This window comes from Pseudomonas sp. 273 (assembly GCF_029201425.1).
In the GTDB taxonomy this organism is placed as follows: Bacteria; Pseudomonadota; Gammaproteobacteria; order Pseudomonadales; family Pseudomonadaceae; genus Pseudomonas; species Pseudomonas delhiensis.
This window is the reverse complement of sequence record NZ_CP116775.1, coordinates 307,635-324,858: the sequence shown is the minus strand read 5'-3', so window position 1 is coordinate 324,858 and position 17,224 is coordinate 307,635. Positions and strand designations below refer to the sequence as shown.

The window sequence follows — 17,224 nt, the reverse complement described above, 5'->3', positions numbered from 1 at the left end:
GCGGCCATCAGGCGGCCTGAACGCCGGCGCGGCGGTTCTGCAGGTAGCGGGAAGTGAACAGCAGCGCCAGCGAGGCGCAGATGATCACGGTGGATATGGCGTTGATCTCCGGGGTGATGCCGCGGCGGATCGAGGAGAAGATGTAGATCGGCAGCGTGGTCTCGGAGCCGGCGACGAAGAAGGCGATGATGAAGTCGTCGAAACTGAAGGTGAACGCCAGCAGGAAGCCGGCGAGGATGGCCGGGGCGATCTGCGGCAGGGTCACCCGGCGGAAGGTCTCCAGCGGCGGCGCGTAGAGGTCGGCGGAGGCTTCCAGCAGCGCCTTGTCCATGGCCTCGACGCGGGTGCGGACGATCACCATCACCAGTGCCATGGTGAACAGCGAGTGCGCCGCCACCACCGTGGGGAAGCCCATGCGCAGCTTCGGCAGGCCCATGTCCAGCGCCAGCAGCAGCGGGTTGAGCACGTCGAACAGGGTGATGAAGGCGATCAGCGTGGCGATGCCGATGACGATCCCCGGCACGATGATCGCGCAGTAGGTCAGCGCATCGAACAGCAGGCGCACGCGCTTGCCCACCCGCTGCAGGCCGAACACCGCCAGGGTGCCGAAGAAGGTGGCGATCAGCGCCGAGCACAGGGCGATCAGCGCGCTGTTGCCCAGGGCCTCCATGATGAAGGGGTTGCCGAAGGCGCGGCCGAACCACTGCACCGAGCAGCACTGGAAGCTCAGCCCGCTGCGCCCGGCGTTGAAGGCGAAGAGCATGATCAGCGCGATGGGCGCGTAGAGGAACAGGTACAGCGAGGTCGAATAGCTGCGCAGCCACATCTCAGAGCACCCCGTCGTTGCGCGGCCCGCCGAAGCGCGCCGCGAGTTTCAGGTACAGGCCGATGATCGCCAGCATCATCGCCACCAGGGTCATGGCCACGGCGCTGCCGAACGGCCAGTTGCGCGACTGCAGGAACAGGTCGACCAGGGCGTTGCCGACGAAGAACACCTTGCCGCCACCGAGGATCGCCGGGATCAGGAACTCGCCCATGAGCAGGATGAACACCAGCATCACCCCGGTGATGACGCCCGGCGCCGACAGCGGCAGGGTCACCCGGCGGAAGGTCTCGAAGGCGCTCGCGCCGAGGTCGCCGGAGGCTTCCAGCAGGCGCTTGTCGAGCTTCTCCAGGGTCACGTAGATGGGGAACACCATCAGCGGCAGGTAGCCGTAGACGATGCCGATCAGCACCGCCCAGGGCGTGTTGATCAGGCGCACGTCGGCGATCCCCAGGCTCTCCAGCAGCGCCGGGATGCCCTTGCCGCTGAGGATAAAGATCCAGGCGTAGGTGCGGATCAGGAAGCTGGTCCAGAACGGCACTATCACCAGGGTCAGCAGCAGCGACTTGTTGCGCCGCACCTTCACCGCCAGGAAGTAGGCCAGCGGGTAGGCCGCCAGCAGGCAGGCCAGGGTGCCCAGCGGCGCCAGGGTCAGGGTGTTCCAGAAGGCCTGGGCGCGCGAGCCGAGGTTGAGGTAGTTCTCCAGCGTCAGCCCGCCGCCGTAGCCGCCCACGGCGCTGCGCTCGCCGAAGCTGAAGACCAGGATGATCACCAGCGGCATCAGCAGCAACAGCAGGAACCACAGGGTGGAAGGCAGCAGCAGGAGCAGCGTGACGCGGCGGCCGAGGCTTCTCGCCGGTGCGGCCGCGGGCGTCGCAGCGGCCTGCAGGGGGGCGCTGACAGCGATGTTCATGTTCGATTCCCTACGCATGGAATTGCACGGAGCCCCCGTAGGAGCGAGCTTGCTCGCGAACCGCTTCGGCACGGCTCTGTTCGCGAGCGGGCTCGCGCCTACGAAGGGCCGTCCTCAGGCGGCCTTGAAGCGCGCCATCAGCTCGGCCCGCGCCGGGCTGGTGAGGGTCGCCGCAGCGCCGAACTCCAGGGGCGACAGGCGCTCGGCCGCCGGGTACATGATCGGGTCGTCGAGCATCTCCTTGGGCAGCAGCGCGTCCACCCGCTTGTCGCCGCTGGGGTAGCCGTGGGCCAGGACCTCCAGCTTGTTGTGCTGCGGGTCGAGCAGGTAGTTGATGAAGGCGTAGGCGGCGTCGCGGTGCTCGGCGCCCTTGGGGATGGCGAAGAAGTCGCTCCAGATCTCGCCGCCCTCCTTGCCCAGCACGAAGGTCATGTCCGGGTTGTCGCGGTGCAGCTGCGAGGCGTCGCCGGTCCAGGCCATGGCCATCCAGGCGTCGCCGTTGCGCAGCGAGGGCTGGATGTCGGAGTTGATGGCGAACAGGTGCGGCTTGGCCTTGATCAGCAGTTTCTCGGCGTCGGCCAGTTCCTTCTCGTCCACCGAGTTGAAGCTGTAGCCGTAGTACTTCAGGGCGTTGCCGATGGCGGTGAGCTGGTAGTCGTGGACGATGGTGCGGCCCGAGGCGCTGGTCAGGGTCAGGTCCCAGAACTGTTTCCAGGAGTCCGGGCTGCCCTTGACCCGGCTGGCGTCGTAGACGATGCCGGTGGTGCCCCAGTTCTTCGGCACCGCGTAGACCTTGCCGTCCACCGTGCCCTGGGCCATGAAGCGTTCCTCGAAGGCCGCGGGCTCGAAGTTGGGGATGCGCGAGAGGTCCAGCGGCTCGATCAGCCCCAGCTTCACGTAGGTGCTGATGGTGTAGTTGGTCGGCACGAAGACGTCCCAGCCGCTGCCGCCGGCCTGCAGCTTGGCGAGCATCTCCTCGTTGGAGCCGAACACGTTCATCTGCACCCGCGCGCCGGAGGCCTTGGCGAAGGCCTCGAAGTTCTCCGGGCTGTGGTAGTTCGGCCAGGTGGCCAGGGTCACGCGGTCGCCCAGGTTGCCGCTCTGCCCGGCATAGGCCTTGCCCAGCAGCAGGCCCGGGGTGTTCGCCGCCACCGCCGCCGCCGCCAGGCCCAGGCCGGTGCGGCCGAGGAACTCGCGGCGGGTGATGGAGCCCTTCTCCCAACTGCGCATCGTCTTGATGAAACTCTTCTTGTCCATCGTCACTCCCCGCCTGTCTGCTGTGGTTATGGTTGGATCGTCCAGGGCCGCGCCGGGCGCAGCCGCATTGCTCAGAGGCCCATGGCCAGGCCGCTGGCCTGGTTCCAGCCGACCTGTACCCGCGCGCCGTGCTCGAAGGCCGCGCCGGCCTCGGCGCCCTGCCGCAGCACGCGCACGCAGACGATGCCGAAGGCTTCGGTGCGCACCCGGTATTCGGTGAGGTTGCCCAGGTAGATGCGGTCTTCCACGCTGCCGCCCAGGCGCACCTCGCGGGCCAGCTCGGCGCCGGCGGCGGCGATGCCGACCAGCTCCGGGCGCACCGCGATGCAGCCTTCGCTCTGCGGCGCCAGGGCCGGGCCGGTGGGCGTCTGCGGGCTGCTCAGCTCCAGGCCGGCGGCGGTGGCGAGCACCACGCGGCCGCCGTCGACGCGGCGCACGGTGCCGCTGAACAGGTTGGATTCGCCGATGAAGTCGGCCACGTAGCGGCTCGCCGGCGTTTCGTAGAGGGCCTCGGGACTGGCGGTCTGGATGATCAGGCCGTCCTTCATGATGCTGATGCTGTCGCTCATCGACAGCGCCTCTTCCTGGTCGTGGGTGACCAGCACGAAGGTGATGCCGACCTCGCGCTGCAGGCGCAGCAGCTCCGACTGCATCTCCTTGCGCAGCTTGCGGTCCAGCGCCGCCAGGGGTTCGTCGAGCAGCAGCACGGTGGGCTTGTTGACCAGCGCGCGGGCCAGGGCCACGCGCTGCTGCTGGCCGCCGGACAGCTCGTGGGGCTTGCGCGCGCCGAAGCCGGACAGGCGCACCATCTCCAGCGCCTCGTCGGCCATCCGGCGCTGCGCGGCGCGGTCCGGGCGCGGGGTGCGGTAGCGCAGGCCGTAGGCGATGTTCTCGGCCACGCTCAGGTGCGGGAACAGCGCGTAGTGCTGGAACACCATGTTCACCGGGCGCCGGTGCGCGGGCACCCCGGCCACCGCCTGGCCGGCCAGCAGCACCTCGCCTTCGCTGGGCTGCTCGAAGCCGGCGATCATCCGCAGGGTGGTGGTCTTGCCGCAGCCGGAGCTGCCGAGGAAGGAATGGAAGGCCCCGCGGCGCACCCTGAAGTTCAGGCCGTTGACCGCCTGCACGCTGCCGTAGCGCTTGACCACGTTGCGGAACTCGATGTCGAAAGCCTGGCTGGAATCCATCGCCGCACGCCCCTTCGGTGGCTGTTCTTGTTGCCGGTCACGCTAGCAATGGGGCTTTCGGGGTGTATATATCCCTCGGGGGATAGATGCCGCGCGCACGGCCTACCTGTAGGAGCGGGCCCTGCCCGCGATTTCGCGCGCAGGGCGCGCTCCTACATGGGCATGGCGCGGGCTATCAGCCCGTGGCGCGCATCTCGCCGGCATCGTCCTGCCCGGCCAGCTCGCGGATGAACAGGCCCAGCAGCTCCGACTGGCTGCCGATGCCGAGCTTGGCGTAGATGTTCTTGCGGTGGATCTTCACCGTGCCCGGGCTGATGTCCAGCTGCTCGGCCACCGAGGCGCTGGAGTGGCCGCGCAGCAGCAGCTGGACGATCTCCTGCTCGCGCGCGGTGAGCAGCTGCGCGCCGAACTGGTCGAAGGCCTCGCGGATCTTGTAGTCCAGGTCCTGCGCCGGGCGCGGCTGGGCGCGGCGCAGTTCCCAGGCCTCGCGCACCACCTGCTCCACCGCCGGGCGGGCGCAGTCCAGCAACTGCATCTCGTCGCGGCTGTAGGCCGGGCTCGAAGCCTTGCGCATCAGCGACAGCACCGCCTTGGCGCCGCCGGCCAGGTCGACGAAGAAGGCGATCTCCTCGGTCAGGCCGGTCTGCTGGTAGTAGGTCTGGTAGTACTCGCCCAGGTAGAAGTGGTCCGGGGCGAACTGGCGCAGGCGCCACAGGCCCGGCGCCTGGTTGCGGGTGCAGGCGAGGTAGAAGGGGTCGAGCAGGTAGGGGCCGACCTGGTAGTCCTGCACGTAGACGTGGCGCACGTCCGCCGGGAAGGTGTCGAACAGGTCCAGCGGGCGGTGGTTGCCCTCGTAGACGAAGAGCACGAAGTGGTCCACCGGGCAGGCCTGCTGCAGCCACTGGCTGAGGCCGAGCAGGCGCGGGCGTCCGGGGGCGAGCGGGAGCAGCTGGGCGAGCCCGCCGGTCCAGGCTTTGAGTTCCTTGTGGCGCATAGGGCTGTCGTTCTTGTTGTGTGCGCGGTGCACACACTATAGGCGTTCAGAATTGCGCACGGAAATGCAGGTTTTGCGCCAGTATCCTGAAAGCCCGCCAGCCGCGGCCCGCAGCGCGAAAGCCAGCGGGCCGGCGCACCAGCACGATGCGCCCCGCCCCTCAGCGGCCCTTCGGCTTGCCCTTGCCCGTTGGCGCCCTGGCGAAGCCCGGCGCCTTGCGCACCGCCTTCACCTGCGGCTTGTCGGCCAGCAGGTCGCCCAGGTGGATCTTGCCCGGCTTGGCCTCGGGCACCTTGGGCTGCTTGGGTTTCTTCGGCTTCTTCAGCACCTGGCCGCCGGGCACGGTCTGCGGCACCAGGTGGTCCGGCTCGAAGCCCTCCTCCTCGCGGCGCGGCAGGGTCTGGCCGATCAGCGTCTCGATGGCCGCCAGTTGCTGCACCTCGTCGGCGCACACCAGCGACAGCGCCTGGCCGCTGGCCCCGGCGCGGCCGGTGCGGCCGATGCGGTGCACGTAGTCCTCGGCGACGATCGGCAGGTCGAAGTTGACCACCAGCGGCATCTGGTCGATGTCCAGGCCGCGGGCGGCGACGTCGGTGGCCACCAGGAAGTCCACCTCGCCGTCCTTGAACCGCTGCAGCGCGCGCAGGCGCGCCGGCTGCGGCTTGTCGCCGTGGATGGAGTCGGCGGCGATGCCCTCGGCCTGCAGCAGGCCGACCAGCTCGTCGACGCCCTTGCGGGTCTTGGCGAACACCAGCGCCTGGCGCCAACCGCGAGCCTGCCGCAGGTGCAGGAACAGCTCGGCCTTGCGCTTCTTGTCCACGGTGATCAGCTGCTGCTTCACCGTCTTCGCCGCGGTGTTGCGCGGCGCCACCTCGATGGTCAGCGGGTCGCGCAGCAGCCCCTTGGCCATCTGGCGGATGACCTCGGAGAAGGTGGCGGAGAACAGCAGGGTCTGGCGCCGCGCCGGCAGCGCGGCGAAGACTTCCTCCAGCTCGCGGGCGAAGCCCAGGTCGAGCATGCGGTCGGCCTCGTCCAGCACCAGCGCCTGCAGCTGGCCGAACTTCAGCGCGTTCTGCCGGTACAGGTCGAGCAGCCGCCCGGGGGTGGCCACCAGCAGGTCGACGCCCTTGCGCAGCTTCATCATCTGCGGGTTGATGCTCACCCCGCCGTAGGCCACCGCCGTGCGCAGCGGCACATGCTGGCCGTAGGCGCGGAAGCTGTCGTGCACCTGCTCGGCCAGTTCGCGAGTGGGCACCAGCACCAGGGCGCGCACCGAGTTGGCGGCCACCTGCGGGCCTTCCTGCAGCAGCTTCTGCAGCAGCGGCAGGGCGAAGCCGGCGGTCTTGCCGGTGCCGGTCTGCGCCGCGGCCAGCAGGTCGCGGCCCTTGAGCACCGCCGGGATGGCCTGGGCCTGCACCGGGGTCGGGGTCTGGTAGCCGAGGCCGTCGAGGGCGCGCAGCAGGGGTTCGATCAGGCCGAGGGCGGCGAAGGTCATGGAGCACTCACGCAACGGAAAGTGGAATGGCCGGCATTGTAGCCGCTAGTGGCGCAGCAGCAGCTCGCCTTCGATGGGCACGTAGCGCGTCGCCGCGCGGATCAGCGCCTGGGCGGTCAGGCCGGGCACGCCATAGGCGGTGGCCGCCTTGCCCTGGGCGCGGACGCGTTGCAGCAGCAGGTCGAAGTCGCCGTCGCCGGAGCACAGGACGATCTCGTCCACCCGCGCCACGGCGTCGAGCACGTCGATGGTGATGCCCACGTCCCAGTCGCCCTTGGCCGAGCCGTCGCTGCGCTGGATGTAGGGCTTGAGCTTCACCTCGAAGCCAAGGTTGCGGAGGATCTGCTGGAACTGCTGCTGGCGGGGGTCGCCACGGTCGATGGCATAGGCGTAGGCCTCGACGATGCGGCCTTCGCGGCTCAACTCGGCCCACAGGGCGGCGTAGTTGAAATGGCAGCCGTAGGCCTGGCGAACCGTGTAGTAGAGGTTCTGCACATCGGCGAACAGGGCGAGGGTTTTCAACGGCGGCTCCGGATCAGGCGGTGGGCGCGCATTATCGCAGCCCACCGCCGCGCCGCCAGCCCCGCGTCGTCGGCGTGGGGCATCCACTCAGCTGAACATGTCGCCGTCGTCGTCGAAGAAGCTGGAGTCGTCGGCGAAGCCGCCATCGTCGTAGTTGGTGTCGGTGAAGCCGTTGTCGGCATAGCGATCACCGTCGAGGAAGGACTGGCCGGAGTCGTCCAGCCCGGTGGGCTGCTCGGCCGGCACCTCTTCCTGGATCACCTCGACGATTTCCTGCGGCTGCGAGTGGTGGAACATGTTGGTCAGCAGGTCCGCCACCACCATGCCGCCGGCCACGCCCGCGGCGGTCTGCAGGGCGCCACGCAGGAAGCCGCCGCCCTGGGCGGGCGCAGCCTGCGGCGCGGCGGGGCGGAAGTCGTTGGGGTTGCTGGCGTAGCCGGCATTGCCGCCGGGCTGGGAGAAGCGCGTCTGGCCCCAGCCATCCGGGCGCTGTTGTGCCTGTTGCGGCTGCGGCGCCGCCTCGCGCTGGCCGCCGCCGAACAGGCCGGCGAGGAAGCCGCCGCTGCTGGGGCGGTTCTGCTGCAGGCTGGCGACCTGGGCTTCCAGCTCCCTCACGCGCAGGTCCAGGCGCTTGATCGCCGCTTCCTGGATCAGCATCGCCTGCGCCATGTAGTAGGGCGCGGCCGGCTGGCGCACGAGGTGCTGGTTGATCTGCGCCTCGGCCTGGGCGTCGCGCGGCGCGGATTGCCGCTCGGCTTCCTGCAGGCGGGTGAACAGGCCATCGATCAGGGTTTGCTCTTCGGAATTCATCTGGGGCCTCGAGTGAGCACCGGGGGGTGGGAACGATCACAAGATTGGATCGGCCGGCGAAAAAACAAGTTCCGGTCGATGAAATCTTCTTCATCCGCGCTATCGGGGCTCTGGTCTGGGCCGCCGGGCTTGGGTTAGAGTCGATTGCCACCTGGCCTTCTAGACGAGCCGATGAATCCCATCTCCATCCTGCGCGACACCTGGTACTTCTTCAGCCGCCACATCGGCACGCTGCTGCCGCTCTGCCTGCCCTGGATCGTCCTGGAGACGCTCACCCAGCAGCAGCTGAGCATGGCCGCCAATTCCCAGCAGTTCGCGCCCTGGGGCATGGCCGCCGGGTTGATCTTCTACCCCATCTACACCGCCAGCCTGCTGCTCTACCTGGTCGACTTCGGCGAGGGCCGCCAGCGCGGCGTCGGCGAGCTGTGGCGCGCGGCGCTGCGCCTGTGGCCGGCCTTCGCCCTGCTCTCGGCGCTGAGTTCGCTGCTGATCGTCATCGGCCTGTCGCTGATGGTGCTGCCGGGCATCTACGTGATGATCAAGCTGGCCTTCGCCGAGGTGCTGCTGGTCAAGCGCGGCCTGCGGCCGATCGACGCCATGCGCGAGAGCTTCCGCCTCACCGGCGGGCACTTCTTCCTGCTGCTCACCACCGTGCTGGTGATCCTCGCCCCCACCTGGGCCCTGCAGGGCTGGATCGAGCAGCTGAGCGAGAACGCCCTCGGCTACAGCCTGGCGCTCAGCGCCCTCAGCGGCTTCTTCCAGTTGCTGCTGACCGTCGCCGCCTACCGCATCTACATCCTCGGCCCGGAGCGCGAGGAAGCCTGAGGCAGACTCCGGCGCGGGCGGCTAACCTTGTCCCTCCCGACCGCGCCAGGAAGCTGCCATGAGCGACGACCTCATCCCGCCGAGCTGCATTTCCCACGTATCCATCGGCACCAATGACTACGACCGTGCCCGCGCCTTCTATGACGCGGTGCTGGCCACGCTCGGCTGCCGCCGGGTGATGGAGCATCCCGGCGCCGTGGCCTATGGCCGCGAGTTCCCGGAGTTCTGGGTGCAGACGCCGCTGGACGGTGCGCCGGCCAGTGTCGGCAACGGTACCCACATAGGCTTCATCGCCAGCAGCCGCGAAGCGGTGGATGCCTTCCACGCCGCGGCCCTGGCCAATGGCGGCCACGACGACGGCGCGCCGGGCCCGCGCCCGCACTATGGCGAACCCTACTACGGCTGCTTCGTCCGCGATCCGGACGGGCACAAGGTCGAGGCCACCTTCTGGGACCTGGGCAAGGCCGTACCGCACACCCACTGAGGGGAGCGGCTCAGCGCTGGCCCGGTTTCAGCCCGGACATGCGCGGCACCAGCAGGCGTTCGAACAGCCGGGGGCAGTAGCGGGCCAGGAGGCGCGCGCGCCAGTTGACGTTGGACAGCACCAGCAAGCGCTTGCGCTGCAGGGCGCCCTGGTAGATCGCCTCGGCCACGTCGCGCGGGGAGGCCACTTCGCTGCCCAGGACCGCGGCCGGCTGGCGGATCACCGAGCCGTCGCCGACCAGGGCGTTCTTGCGCAAGTCGGTGGCGGTGAAGCCGGGGCAGGCGAGGGTCACCGAGACGCCGGTGCCTTCCAGCTCCATGCGCAGGGTATCGAACAGGCCATGCAGGGCGTGTTTGCTGGCGTTGTAGGCGCTGCGATAGAGCAAGGGGGCGAAGCCGGTGAGCGAGCTGAGCACGACGATCTGCCCCTGGCGGGCGATCAGGCTGGGCAGCGCCGCCCGGGTGCAATGCAGGGCGCCGTAGAAGTTCACCGCCATCACCCGCTGGAACACCTTCAGGTCGGTCTCGGCGAACAGGCTGCGGTGGGTGATGCCGGCATTGTTGACCAGCACGTCGATGCCGCCGAAGCGCTCGATGGCCCCGGCCACGGCCTGCTCCACGGCGGCGGGGTCGGTGATGTCGCAACGCAGCCCCAGGGCCTCGACGTTGAGGTGTTGCTGCAGGTGCTGCACCAGGCTGTCGAGCGCGGCCTGGTCCAGGTCGAGGATCACCGGCCGGGCGCCCGCCTGGGCGAAACGCAAGACCAGCGCACGGCCGATGCCCGAGCAACCGCCGGTCACCAGGACCGTCTTGTGCAGGTAGACCTTGCTGGAAAAGACCTTGCGTGGCATGTACGGAGCCCTCGGCCAGGCGCGGCGGCGGTACCGGGCGCCCCTCAAGCATAGCCTCCGGGGGAGCGCGGCGAAGGCTGCGCCGGCCGCTCCGTGTGCCGCTGGTCGCAGCCCGGGAATGTCACCGCCGCTTTGCCGGCCACGGACTGGACAAGCCCCGGTTGGCGACTCATGCTCAATACAGACACCAACACAAGAACGATAAAGGTGCGGCGCAGCAATGCTCAAGAAACTCCTGCTCCCGTTGGCCTCGTCGCTGCTTCCGGCGTCGCTGGCCCATGCCCTGCCAGGCCCTGCCGGTGGCCCCCAGTCGCTGGCGGTCGGCTATTACGAGTTCCCGCCGTACATCTATACCGACGATGACGGCAGCACCCAGGGCGAAGGTGCCGAGTTGATCCGCAAGCTGCTGCGCCAGGCCGGCTACCGCGCCGAACTCCGGGCCCTGCCCAGTGCCCGCCTCTACCAGGGCCTGCGCGACGGCAGCGTCCAGCTGTGGGCCGGCGCACCCGGCAAGCCCGAGCTGGCCGAAAGCACCCTGGAGTGCGAGCACGTGCTCGGCCAGGTCACCCTCAACCTCTATCGCCTGGCCTCCCAACCCGCGCCTCACCTGCCCCAGGGGCTGGCCGGCAGCCGGGTGATCCTGATCAGCGGCTACAGCTACTGGCGGCCCGCCACCCAGTTGCTGGACGACCCCGGCCTGAACCTGGAGGTGCACCGCACCACCACCCACAACGCAGCGCTGCAGATGCTGCTGCGCGACCGCGGCGACTACCTGCTGGACTACCAGGCCCCGGTCGAAGAAGCCCGCAACGCCGCCGGCCTGCCACCGCTGGCCTACGACACCCTCTACCGCCTGCCGCTCAAGCTCATCGTCTCCCGCCGTACGCCCGACGCCGAACAACTCCGCCAGCGCCTGGACCAGGCGTTCGAGCAGTTGAGTGCGAAGGGGGAGAAGGTCGAGTTGAACTGAGGGGCAATCACGGTCGCGCCGGTGGGTCTGGTGTGGGGGCCGGCGGCAGCGGATTTCGGTCAGACGTAGGGCGAATAACCGTTCGCGGTTATCCGCCGCTGGCGTTAGCGCAGGGGCTCGATGGCGGATAACGCTTGGGGCGTTATGCGCCCTACGATTGCATATTCGAACCGATGTTCCAGGCTGACGCCGAACCCCCAACAACGCCGAACGGCCCCCTCTCCCGCTTGCGGGAGAGGGCTGGGGCGAGGGAACGGCGTCACCGGAAACACAACTGCCGCCGTAATAGCGCGCTGGGAAAACCGCCGGCCTGCTGGCCGGATCGCGGATGAGATCCGCTCCTACGGGCACATGGCGCACAGGGTAACTGTAGGAGCGGGCCCTGCCCGCGATTCGCGCGCAGGGCGCGCGCCTACAGGGGGAGCCGGAGTAAGCGTCCGGCCAACACACCTCCCCGGTTCTTCCAGCTAGCGGCATGGTGTCCACCTGTTTTTGGTGGACACCATTTCAAGCCCCTTGTGGAGGATCTCCTGTGCCAGGCCAACGCCGCTCCTATCCCAAATCCTTCAAGGCCCAGGTCGTCGATGAGTGTACCCAGCCCGGCGCCTCGGTTGCCGGTGTAGCCTTGAGCCACGGCCTCAACGCCAATCTCGTGCACAAGTGGATTCGCCGCCAGCAGGCACAGCTGCCCGCTGTACCCTCAAGTTTTATTCCGATTCCTCTCGTCCCGAGCCTGCCGGCTACCCCGAGTGCGGCCGACATGGCCATCCAGATCGCCATTCCCCATCGGGCCGGCAAGCTGTCAGTGCAGTGGCCGGGCAACGACCCTGAAGGCTGCGCCCGCTTCCTGCGCGAGTTGCTGAAGTGATCCGCATCGAGCGCATCTGGCTCGCCACCGAGCCGCTGGACATGCGCGCCGGCACTGAAACAGCGTTGGCCCGGGTGGTTCAGGTGTTCGGTGCGGCGCAGCCGCACTGTGCCTACCTGTTCACCAACAAGCGCGCCAACCGGATGAAGGTGCTGGTGCACGATGGCTTCGGCATCTGGCTGGCCGCTCGGAGGCTGAATAAGGGTCGCTTCGTCTGGTCGGGCAATTGGCAGGGACAGCAGTTGGAACTCAGCCCCGAGCAGTTGCAGGCCCTGGTGGTCGGCCTGCCTTGGCAGCGTCTTGGGCCTGATGCCGAGATCAGGCTCCTGTAACTGGGGTGCAATTAGGCCAATGGCCTATCGTCGAGGGGGCCAGAAATTCGCACACTCGGCGCCATGAATTCTGCCGCTTTCGATCATCTGACGCCTGAGCAACTGCGCCAACTGGCCGCGCAGTTGAGTCAGCGCATCGATCATCTGGAAACGCTCAACCAGCGGTTGAACCACGAACTCGCCGTGCTGCGGCGCCACCGCTTCGCCCGCCGTAGCGAGCAGCTCAATGCCGACCAGCTCAACTTGCTGGATGAGATGATCGAGGCTGACATCGCCGCCATCGAGGCAGAGCTTGAAGCGGCGCGCCCGGCCGCAGCCAAGCGTGAGCTACGGCAGCAGCCCAAGCGGGCGCCTCTGCCAGCCGAACTGCCGCGCACGCTGATACTCCATGAGCCGGACAGCACCCAGTGTGCCTGCGGCTGCCAACTCAAGCGCATCGGCGAAGACGTCAGCGAGAAGCTCGACTACACCCCGGGCACCTTCACCGTCGAGCGGCATATCCGTGGCAAGTGGGTCTGCGCCAAGTGTGAAACATTGATCCAGGCCCCGGTGCCTGCGCAGGTGATCGACAAGGGCATCCCGACTGCCGGGCTACTGGCTCAGGTCATGGTGGCCAAGTTCGCCGATCACCTGCCGCTGTACCGTCAGGAAAAGATCTTCGCCCGCGCCGGGCTGGCCATCGCGCGCTCCACGCTGGCGCAATGGGTCGGCGCTTGCGGTGCCCAACTGCAACCCCTGGTCGATGCCCTGCGCGACTGCCTGCTCCAGCAGGACATTATCCTCGCCGACGAAACCCCAGTGCAGATGCTCGCCCCGGGCACGAAGAAAACCCAGCGGGCTTACGTCTGGGCCTATGCACCCAGTCCCTTCGCCGATCTCAAGGCAGTGGTCTACGACTTCAGGCCGAGCCGGGCCGGTGAGCACGCGCGCAGCTTCCTGGGCGATTGGCAAGGCAAACTGGTCTGCGACGACTTCGCCGGCTACAAGGCCAGCTTCGAGCAAGGCGTGACCGAGATCGGCTGCATGGCCCATGCACGGCGCAAGTTCTTCGACCTGCATGCCGCCAACCAGAGCCAACTGGCCGAGCAGGCCCTCCAGTACATCGGACAGTTGTACGAGGTGGAGCGTGAAGGGCGAGAGCTGCTCGCCGAAGAGCGACGGCAACTGCGCCAGGACAAGGCCAGGCCGATCATCGAGGGCCTGCATAGCTGGATGCTTGGGCAGCGGCAGAAGGTGCCGGAAGGCAGCGCGATCGCCAAGGCACTCGACTACAGCCTCAAGCGCTGGGCAGCGTTGGTGCGTTACCTGGATGACGGCAACCTGCCCATCGACAACAACTGGATCGAGAACCAGATCCGCCCCTGGGCCCTGGGGCGCTCCAACTGGCTGTTTGCCGGCTCGCTGCGCAGTGGCCAGCGTGGCGCAGCTTTGATGACGCTGATCCAGTCAGCCCGCCTGAACGGGCACGATCCGTACGCCTACCTGAAGGACGTGCTCATGCGCCTGCCGACGCAGAAGGCCAGCGCCCTGACCGAGCTGCTGCCGCATAACTGGGTACCCGCCGGCAAGGTGTGATGCCCGTTCGCTTACGAGCCGGAGGTGGGCATGGCGTAGGAGCGGACCTTGTCCGCGATTGGTTTTCCCCGCGCCAAAGCAAAACCCCCGACCAGCCAGGCTGATCAGGGGTTTGGGGATAGGTGCTTGACGATGACCTACTCTCACATGGGGAAACCCCACACTACCATCGGCGATGCGTCGTTTCACTACTGAGTTCGGGATGGGATCAGGTGGTTCCAACGCTCTATGGTCGTCAAGCAATTCTTTCGGATGCTCGTGGCTTGCGCTCACGCTCACCCAGATTCGGGTATGTGACAGGTATTCTTTGCGGTTCTCACGAACTTTCGGTTCGTCGACTTCACCGTCCAACACACAAATTGTTTGGGTGTTATATGGTCAAGCCTCACGGGCAATTAGTATCGGTTAGCTCAACGCCTCACAGCGCTTACACACCCGACCTATCAACGTCGTAGTCTTCGACGGCCCTTCAGGGGGATCGAGTCCCCAGTGAGATCTCATCTTGAGGCTAGTTTCCCGCTTAGATGCTTTCAGCGGTTATCTATTCCGAACATAGCTACCCGGCAGTGCCACTGGCGTGACAACCGGAACACCAGAGGTTCGTCCACTCCGGTCCTCTCGTACTAGGAGCAGCCCCTCTCAAATCTCAAACGTCCACGGCAGATAGGGACCGAACTGTCTCACGACGTTCTAAACCCAGCTCGCGTACCACTTTAAATGGCGAACAGCCATACCCTTGGGACCGGCTTCAGCCCCAGGATGTGATGAGCCGACATCGAGGTGCCAAACACCGCCGTCGATATGAACTCTTGGGCGGTATCAGCCTGTTATCCCCGGAGTACCTTTTATCCGTTGAGCGATGGCCCTTCCATACAGAACCACCGGATCACTAAGACCTACTTTCGTACCTGCTCGACGTGTCTGTCTCGCAGTCAAGCGCGCTTTTGCCTTTATACTCTACGACCGATTTCCGACCGGTCTGAGCGCACCTTCGTACTCCTCCGTTACTCTTTAGGAGGAGACCGCCCCAGTCAAACTGCCCACCATACACTGTCCTCGATCCGGATAACGGACCAGAGTTAGAACCTCAAGCATGCCAGGGTGGTATTTCAAGGTTGGCTCCACGCGAACTGGCGTCCACGCTTCAAAGCCTCCCACCTATCCTACACAAGCAGGCTCAAAGTCCAGTGCAAAGCTACAGTAAAGGTTCACGGGGTCTTTCCGTCTAGCCGCGGATACACTGCATCTTCACAGCGATTTCAATTTCACTGAGTCTCGGGTGGAGACAGCGCCGCCATCGTTACGCCATTCGTGCAGGTCGGAACTTACCCGACAAGGAATTTCGCTACCTTAGGACCGTTATAGTTACGGCCGCCGTTTACCGGGGCTTCGATCAAGAGCTTCGCTTTCGCTAACCCCATCAATTAACCTTCCGGCACCGGGCAGGCGTCACACCCTATACGTCCACTTTCGTGTTTGCAGAGTGCTGTGTTTTTAATAAACAGTCGCAGCGGCCTGGTATCTTCGACCGGCGTGGGCTTACGCAGTAAATACTTCACCCTCACCGGCGCACCTTCTCCCGAAGTTACGGTGCCATTTTGCCTAGTTCCTTCACCCGAGTTCTCTCAAGCGCCTTGGTATTCTCTACCCGACCACCTGTGTCGGTTTGGGGTACGGTTCCTAGTTACCTGAAGCTTAGAAGCTTTTCCTGGAAGCATGGCATCAACCACTTCGCTCTCTAAAAGAAAGCTCGTCATCAGCTCTCGGCCTTGAACACCCGGATTTGCCTAAGTGTTCGGCCTACCACCTTAAACTTGGACAACCAACGCCAAGCTGGCCTAGCCTTCTCCGTCCCTCCATCGCAGTAACTAGAAGTACAGGAATATTAACCTGTTTCCCATCGACTACGCTCTTCAGCCTCGCCTTAGGGACCGACTAACCCTGCGTCGATTAACGTTGCGCAGGAACCCTTGGTCTTTCGGCGTGGGAGTTTTTCACTCCCATTGTCGTTACTCATGTCAGCATTCGCACTTCTGATACCTCCAGCAAGCTTCTCAACTCACCTTCACAGGCTTACAGAACGCTCCTCTACCGCGCATCTTGCGATGCACCCGTAGCTTCGGTGTATGGTTTGAGCCCCGTTACATCTTCCGCGCAGGCCGACTCGACTAGTGAGCTATTACGCTTTCTTTAAAGGGTGGCTGCTTCTAAGCCAACCTCCTAGCTGTCTAAGCCTTCCCACATCGTTTACCACTTAACCATAACTTTGGGACCTTAGCTGACGGTCTGGGTTGTTTCCCTTTTCACGACGGACGTTAGCACCCGCCGTGTGTCTCCCACGCTGACACTTCCAGGTATTCGGAGTTTGCATCGGTTTGGTAAGTCGGGATGACCCCCTAGCCGAAACAGTGCTCTACCCCCTGGAGTGATACGTGAGGCGCTACCTAAATAGCTTTCGAGGAGAACCAGCTATCTCCGAGCTTGATTAGCCTTTCACTCCGATCCACAAGTCATCCCCTGCCTTTTCAACGGAAGTGGGTTCGGTCCTCCAGTCAGTGTTACCTAACCTTCAACCTGCTCATGGATAGATCGCCCGGTTTCGGGTCTATACCCAGCGACTAAACGCCCTATTAAGACTCGCTTTCGCTACGCCTCCCCTATTCGGTTAAGCTCGCCACTGAATATAAGTCGCTGACCCATTATACAAAAGGTACGCAGTCACCCAACAACGTGGGCTCCCACTGCTTGTACGCATACGGTTTCAGGTTCTATTTCACTCCCCTCTCCGGGGTTCTTTTCGCCTTTCCCTCACGGTACTGGTTCACTATCGGTCAGTCAGTAGTATTTAGCCTTGGAGGATGGTCCCCCCATGTTCAGACAACGTTTCACGTGCGCCGTCCTACTCGATTTCACTTCCTGGAACCTTTCACATACGGGGCTATCACCCACTATGGCCGCACTTTCCAGAGCGTTCTGTTAGATTCCAAGAAGCTTAAGGGCTAGTCCCCGTTCGCTCGCCACTACTAAGGGAATCTCGGTTGATTTCTGTTCCTCAGGGTACTTAGATGTTTCAGTTCCCCTGGTTCGCCTCACACACCTATGGATTCAGTGTGTGATAACCAGCTTGTGCTGGCTGGGTTCCCCCATTCAGAGATCTCCGGATCACAGTCTGTTTGCCGACTCCCCGAAGCTTATCGCAGGCTACCACGTCTTTCATCGCCTCTGACTGCCAAGGCATCCACCGTATGCGCTTCTTCACTTGACCATATAACCCCAAGCAATCTGGTCATACGTCTCGAACGTGAAGACGACATTCGCC

General features: G+C 65.4%; 15 protein-coding genes and 2 rRNA genes. 6 read left to right on the top strand and 11 right to left on the bottom strand.

Annotation, left to right across the window (positions count from 1 at the left end; translation table 11 throughout):
* Window positions 1-7: 7 nt before the first annotated feature.
* From PKO50_RS01540 to PKO50_RS01505, 8 genes are all read right to left on the bottom strand, one after another.
* A complete protein-coding gene (locus PKO50_RS01540) occupies window positions 8-826 on the bottom strand; it encodes an ABC transporter permease (protein ID WP_275628607.1) in 819 nt (272 codons plus the stop codon).
* Between the two features lies 1 nt (window position 827).
* Window positions 828-1,736: an ABC transporter permease gene (locus PKO50_RS01535; protein ID WP_275628606.1), complete on the bottom strand. Its 909-nt coding sequence runs from the start codon at window positions 1,734-1,736 to the stop codon at window positions 828-830.
* Between the two features lie 114 nt (window positions 1,737-1,850).
* The gene (locus tag PKO50_RS01530) at window positions 1,851-2,993 is read right to left on the bottom strand and encodes a spermidine/putrescine ABC transporter substrate-binding protein (RefSeq protein ID WP_275628605.1); all 1,143 of its coding nucleotides are present in this window, start codon (window positions 2,991-2,993) and stop codon (window positions 1,851-1,853) included.
* 71 nt (window positions 2,994-3,064) lie between these two features.
* Complete coding sequence (locus PKO50_RS01525; protein ID WP_275628604.1) at window positions 3,065-4,180, bottom strand: ABC transporter ATP-binding protein; 1,116 nt, start codon at window positions 4,178-4,180, stop codon at window positions 3,065-3,067.
* A 175-nt stretch (window positions 4,181-4,355) separates the two neighbouring features.
* Entirely contained in the window at window positions 4,356-5,174 is an 819-nt protein-coding gene (locus tag PKO50_RS01520) for a LuxR C-terminal-related transcriptional regulator (RefSeq protein ID WP_089389824.1), read from the bottom strand.
* A gap of 160 nt (window positions 5,175-5,334) precedes the next feature.
* Window positions 5,335-6,669: a DEAD/DEAH box helicase gene (locus tag PKO50_RS01515; protein WP_275628603.1), complete on the bottom strand. Its 1,335-nt coding sequence runs from the start codon at window positions 6,667-6,669 to the stop codon at window positions 5,335-5,337.
* Between the two features lie 45 nt (window positions 6,670-6,714).
* A complete protein-coding gene (locus PKO50_RS01510; protein WP_109934620.1) occupies window positions 6,715-7,191 on the bottom strand; it encodes an NYN domain-containing protein in 477 nt (158 codons plus the stop codon).
* Between the two features lie 87 nt (window positions 7,192-7,278).
* A complete protein-coding gene (locus PKO50_RS01505) occupies window positions 7,279-8,001 on the bottom strand; it encodes a DUF2076 domain-containing protein (protein ID WP_275628602.1) in 723 nt (240 codons plus the stop codon).
* A gap of 171 nt (window positions 8,002-8,172) precedes the next feature.
* Here PKO50_RS01505 and PKO50_RS01500 point away from each other — a divergent pair, with 171 nt between their 5' ends.
* Together PKO50_RS01500 and PKO50_RS01495 are read left to right on the top strand one after the other, a co-directional pair.
* On the top strand, window positions 8,173-8,826 hold the full coding sequence (locus PKO50_RS01500) for a YciC family protein (RefSeq protein ID WP_009615681.1): 654 nt from the start codon (window positions 8,173-8,175) through the stop codon (window positions 8,824-8,826).
* Window positions 8,827-8,884: 58 nt separating this feature from the next.
* On the top strand, window positions 8,885-9,310 hold the full coding sequence (locus PKO50_RS01495; protein WP_275628601.1) for a VOC family protein: 426 nt from the start codon (window positions 8,885-8,887) through the stop codon (window positions 9,308-9,310).
* Window positions 9,311-9,320: 10 nt separating this feature from the next.
* On the opposite strand, the gene PKO50_RS01490 is transcribed toward PKO50_RS01495, so the two are convergent.
* Window positions 9,321-10,160, bottom strand: coding sequence for an SDR family oxidoreductase (locus PKO50_RS01490; RefSeq protein ID WP_275628600.1), 840 nt, complete (start codon window positions 10,158-10,160; stop codon window positions 9,321-9,323).
* A 220-nt stretch (window positions 10,161-10,380) separates the two neighbouring features.
* Here PKO50_RS01490 and PKO50_RS01485 point away from each other — a divergent pair, with 220 nt between their 5' ends.
* From PKO50_RS01485 to PKO50_RS01470, 4 genes are all read left to right on the top strand, one after another.
* A complete protein-coding gene (locus PKO50_RS01485) occupies window positions 10,381-11,130 on the top strand; it encodes a transporter substrate-binding domain-containing protein (RefSeq protein WP_109934616.1) in 750 nt (249 codons plus the stop codon).
* 532 nt (window positions 11,131-11,662) lie between these two features.
* Window positions 11,663-11,998 carry a transposase gene (locus PKO50_RS01480; RefSeq protein WP_275628599.1) on the top strand — a complete coding sequence of 112 codons (336 nt, stop codon included), beginning with the start codon at window positions 11,663-11,665 and terminating at the stop codon, window positions 11,996-11,998.
* Window positions 11,995-12,330, top strand: coding sequence for an IS66 family insertion sequence element accessory protein TnpB (tnpB, locus tag PKO50_RS01475; RefSeq protein WP_028629613.1), 336 nt, complete (start codon window positions 11,995-11,997; stop codon window positions 12,328-12,330). Before PKO50_RS01480 ends, tnpB begins: the two co-directional genes overlap by 4 nt.
* Before the next feature lie 63 nt (window positions 12,331-12,393).
* Entirely contained in the window at window positions 12,394-13,905 is a 1,512-nt protein-coding gene (locus PKO50_RS01470) for an IS66 family transposase (RefSeq protein WP_042913351.1), read from the top strand.
* A 124-nt stretch (window positions 13,906-14,029) separates the two neighbouring features.
* On the opposite strand, the gene rrf is transcribed toward PKO50_RS01470, so the two are convergent.
* Together rrf and PKO50_RS01460 are read right to left on the bottom strand one after the other, a co-directional pair.
* Window positions 14,030-14,145: ribosomal RNA gene (gene rrf / locus PKO50_RS01465) — 5S ribosomal RNA — on the bottom strand.
* A gap of 134 nt (window positions 14,146-14,279) precedes the next feature.
* Window positions 14,280-17,170: ribosomal RNA gene (locus PKO50_RS01460) — 23S ribosomal RNA — on the bottom strand.
* Window positions 17,171-17,224: the final 54 nt, after the last annotated feature.

Excerpts from the sequence above, each read along its gene's own strand:
- PKO50_RS01470 (WP_042913351.1), top strand. The coding sequence starts at position 12,394 with ATGAATTCTGCCGCTTTCGATCATCTGACGCCTGAGCAACTGCGCCAA.
- PKO50_RS01525 (WP_275628604.1), bottom strand. The coding sequence starts at position 4,180 with ATGGATTCCAGCCAGGCTTTCGACATCGAGTTCCGCAACGTGGTCAAG.
- PKO50_RS01490 (WP_275628600.1), bottom strand. The coding sequence starts at position 10,160 with ATGCCACGCAAGGTCTTTTCCAGCAAGGTCTACCTGCACAAGACGGTC.
- PKO50_RS01500 (WP_009615681.1), top strand. The coding sequence starts at position 8,173 with ATGAATCCCATCTCCATCCTGCGCGACACCTGGTACTTCTTCAGCCGC.
- PKO50_RS01540 (WP_275628607.1), bottom strand. The coding sequence starts at position 826 with ATGTGGCTGCGCAGCTATTCGACCTCGCTGTACCTGTTCCTCTACGCG.
- PKO50_RS01495 (WP_275628601.1), top strand. The coding sequence starts at position 8,885 with ATGAGCGACGACCTCATCCCGCCGAGCTGCATTTCCCACGTATCCATC.
- PKO50_RS01505 (WP_275628602.1), bottom strand. The coding sequence starts at position 8,001 with ATGAATTCCGAAGAGCAAACCCTGATCGATGGCCTGTTCACCCGCCTG.
- PKO50_RS01485 (WP_109934616.1), top strand. The coding sequence starts at position 10,381 with ATGCTCAAGAAACTCCTGCTCCCGTTGGCCTCGTCGCTGCTTCCGGCG.
- PKO50_RS01520 (WP_089389824.1), bottom strand. The coding sequence starts at position 5,174 with ATGCGCCACAAGGAACTCAAAGCCTGGACCGGCGGGCTCGCCCAGCTG.
- PKO50_RS01535 (WP_275628606.1), bottom strand. The coding sequence starts at position 1,736 with ATGAACATCGCTGTCAGCGCCCCCCTGCAGGCCGCTGCGACGCCCGCG.
- PKO50_RS01530 (WP_275628605.1), bottom strand. The coding sequence starts at position 2,993 with ATGGACAAGAAGAGTTTCATCAAGACGATGCGCAGTTGGGAGAAGGGC.
- PKO50_RS01515 (WP_275628603.1), bottom strand. The coding sequence starts at position 6,669 with ATGACCTTCGCCGCCCTCGGCCTGATCGAACCCCTGCTGCGCGCCCTC.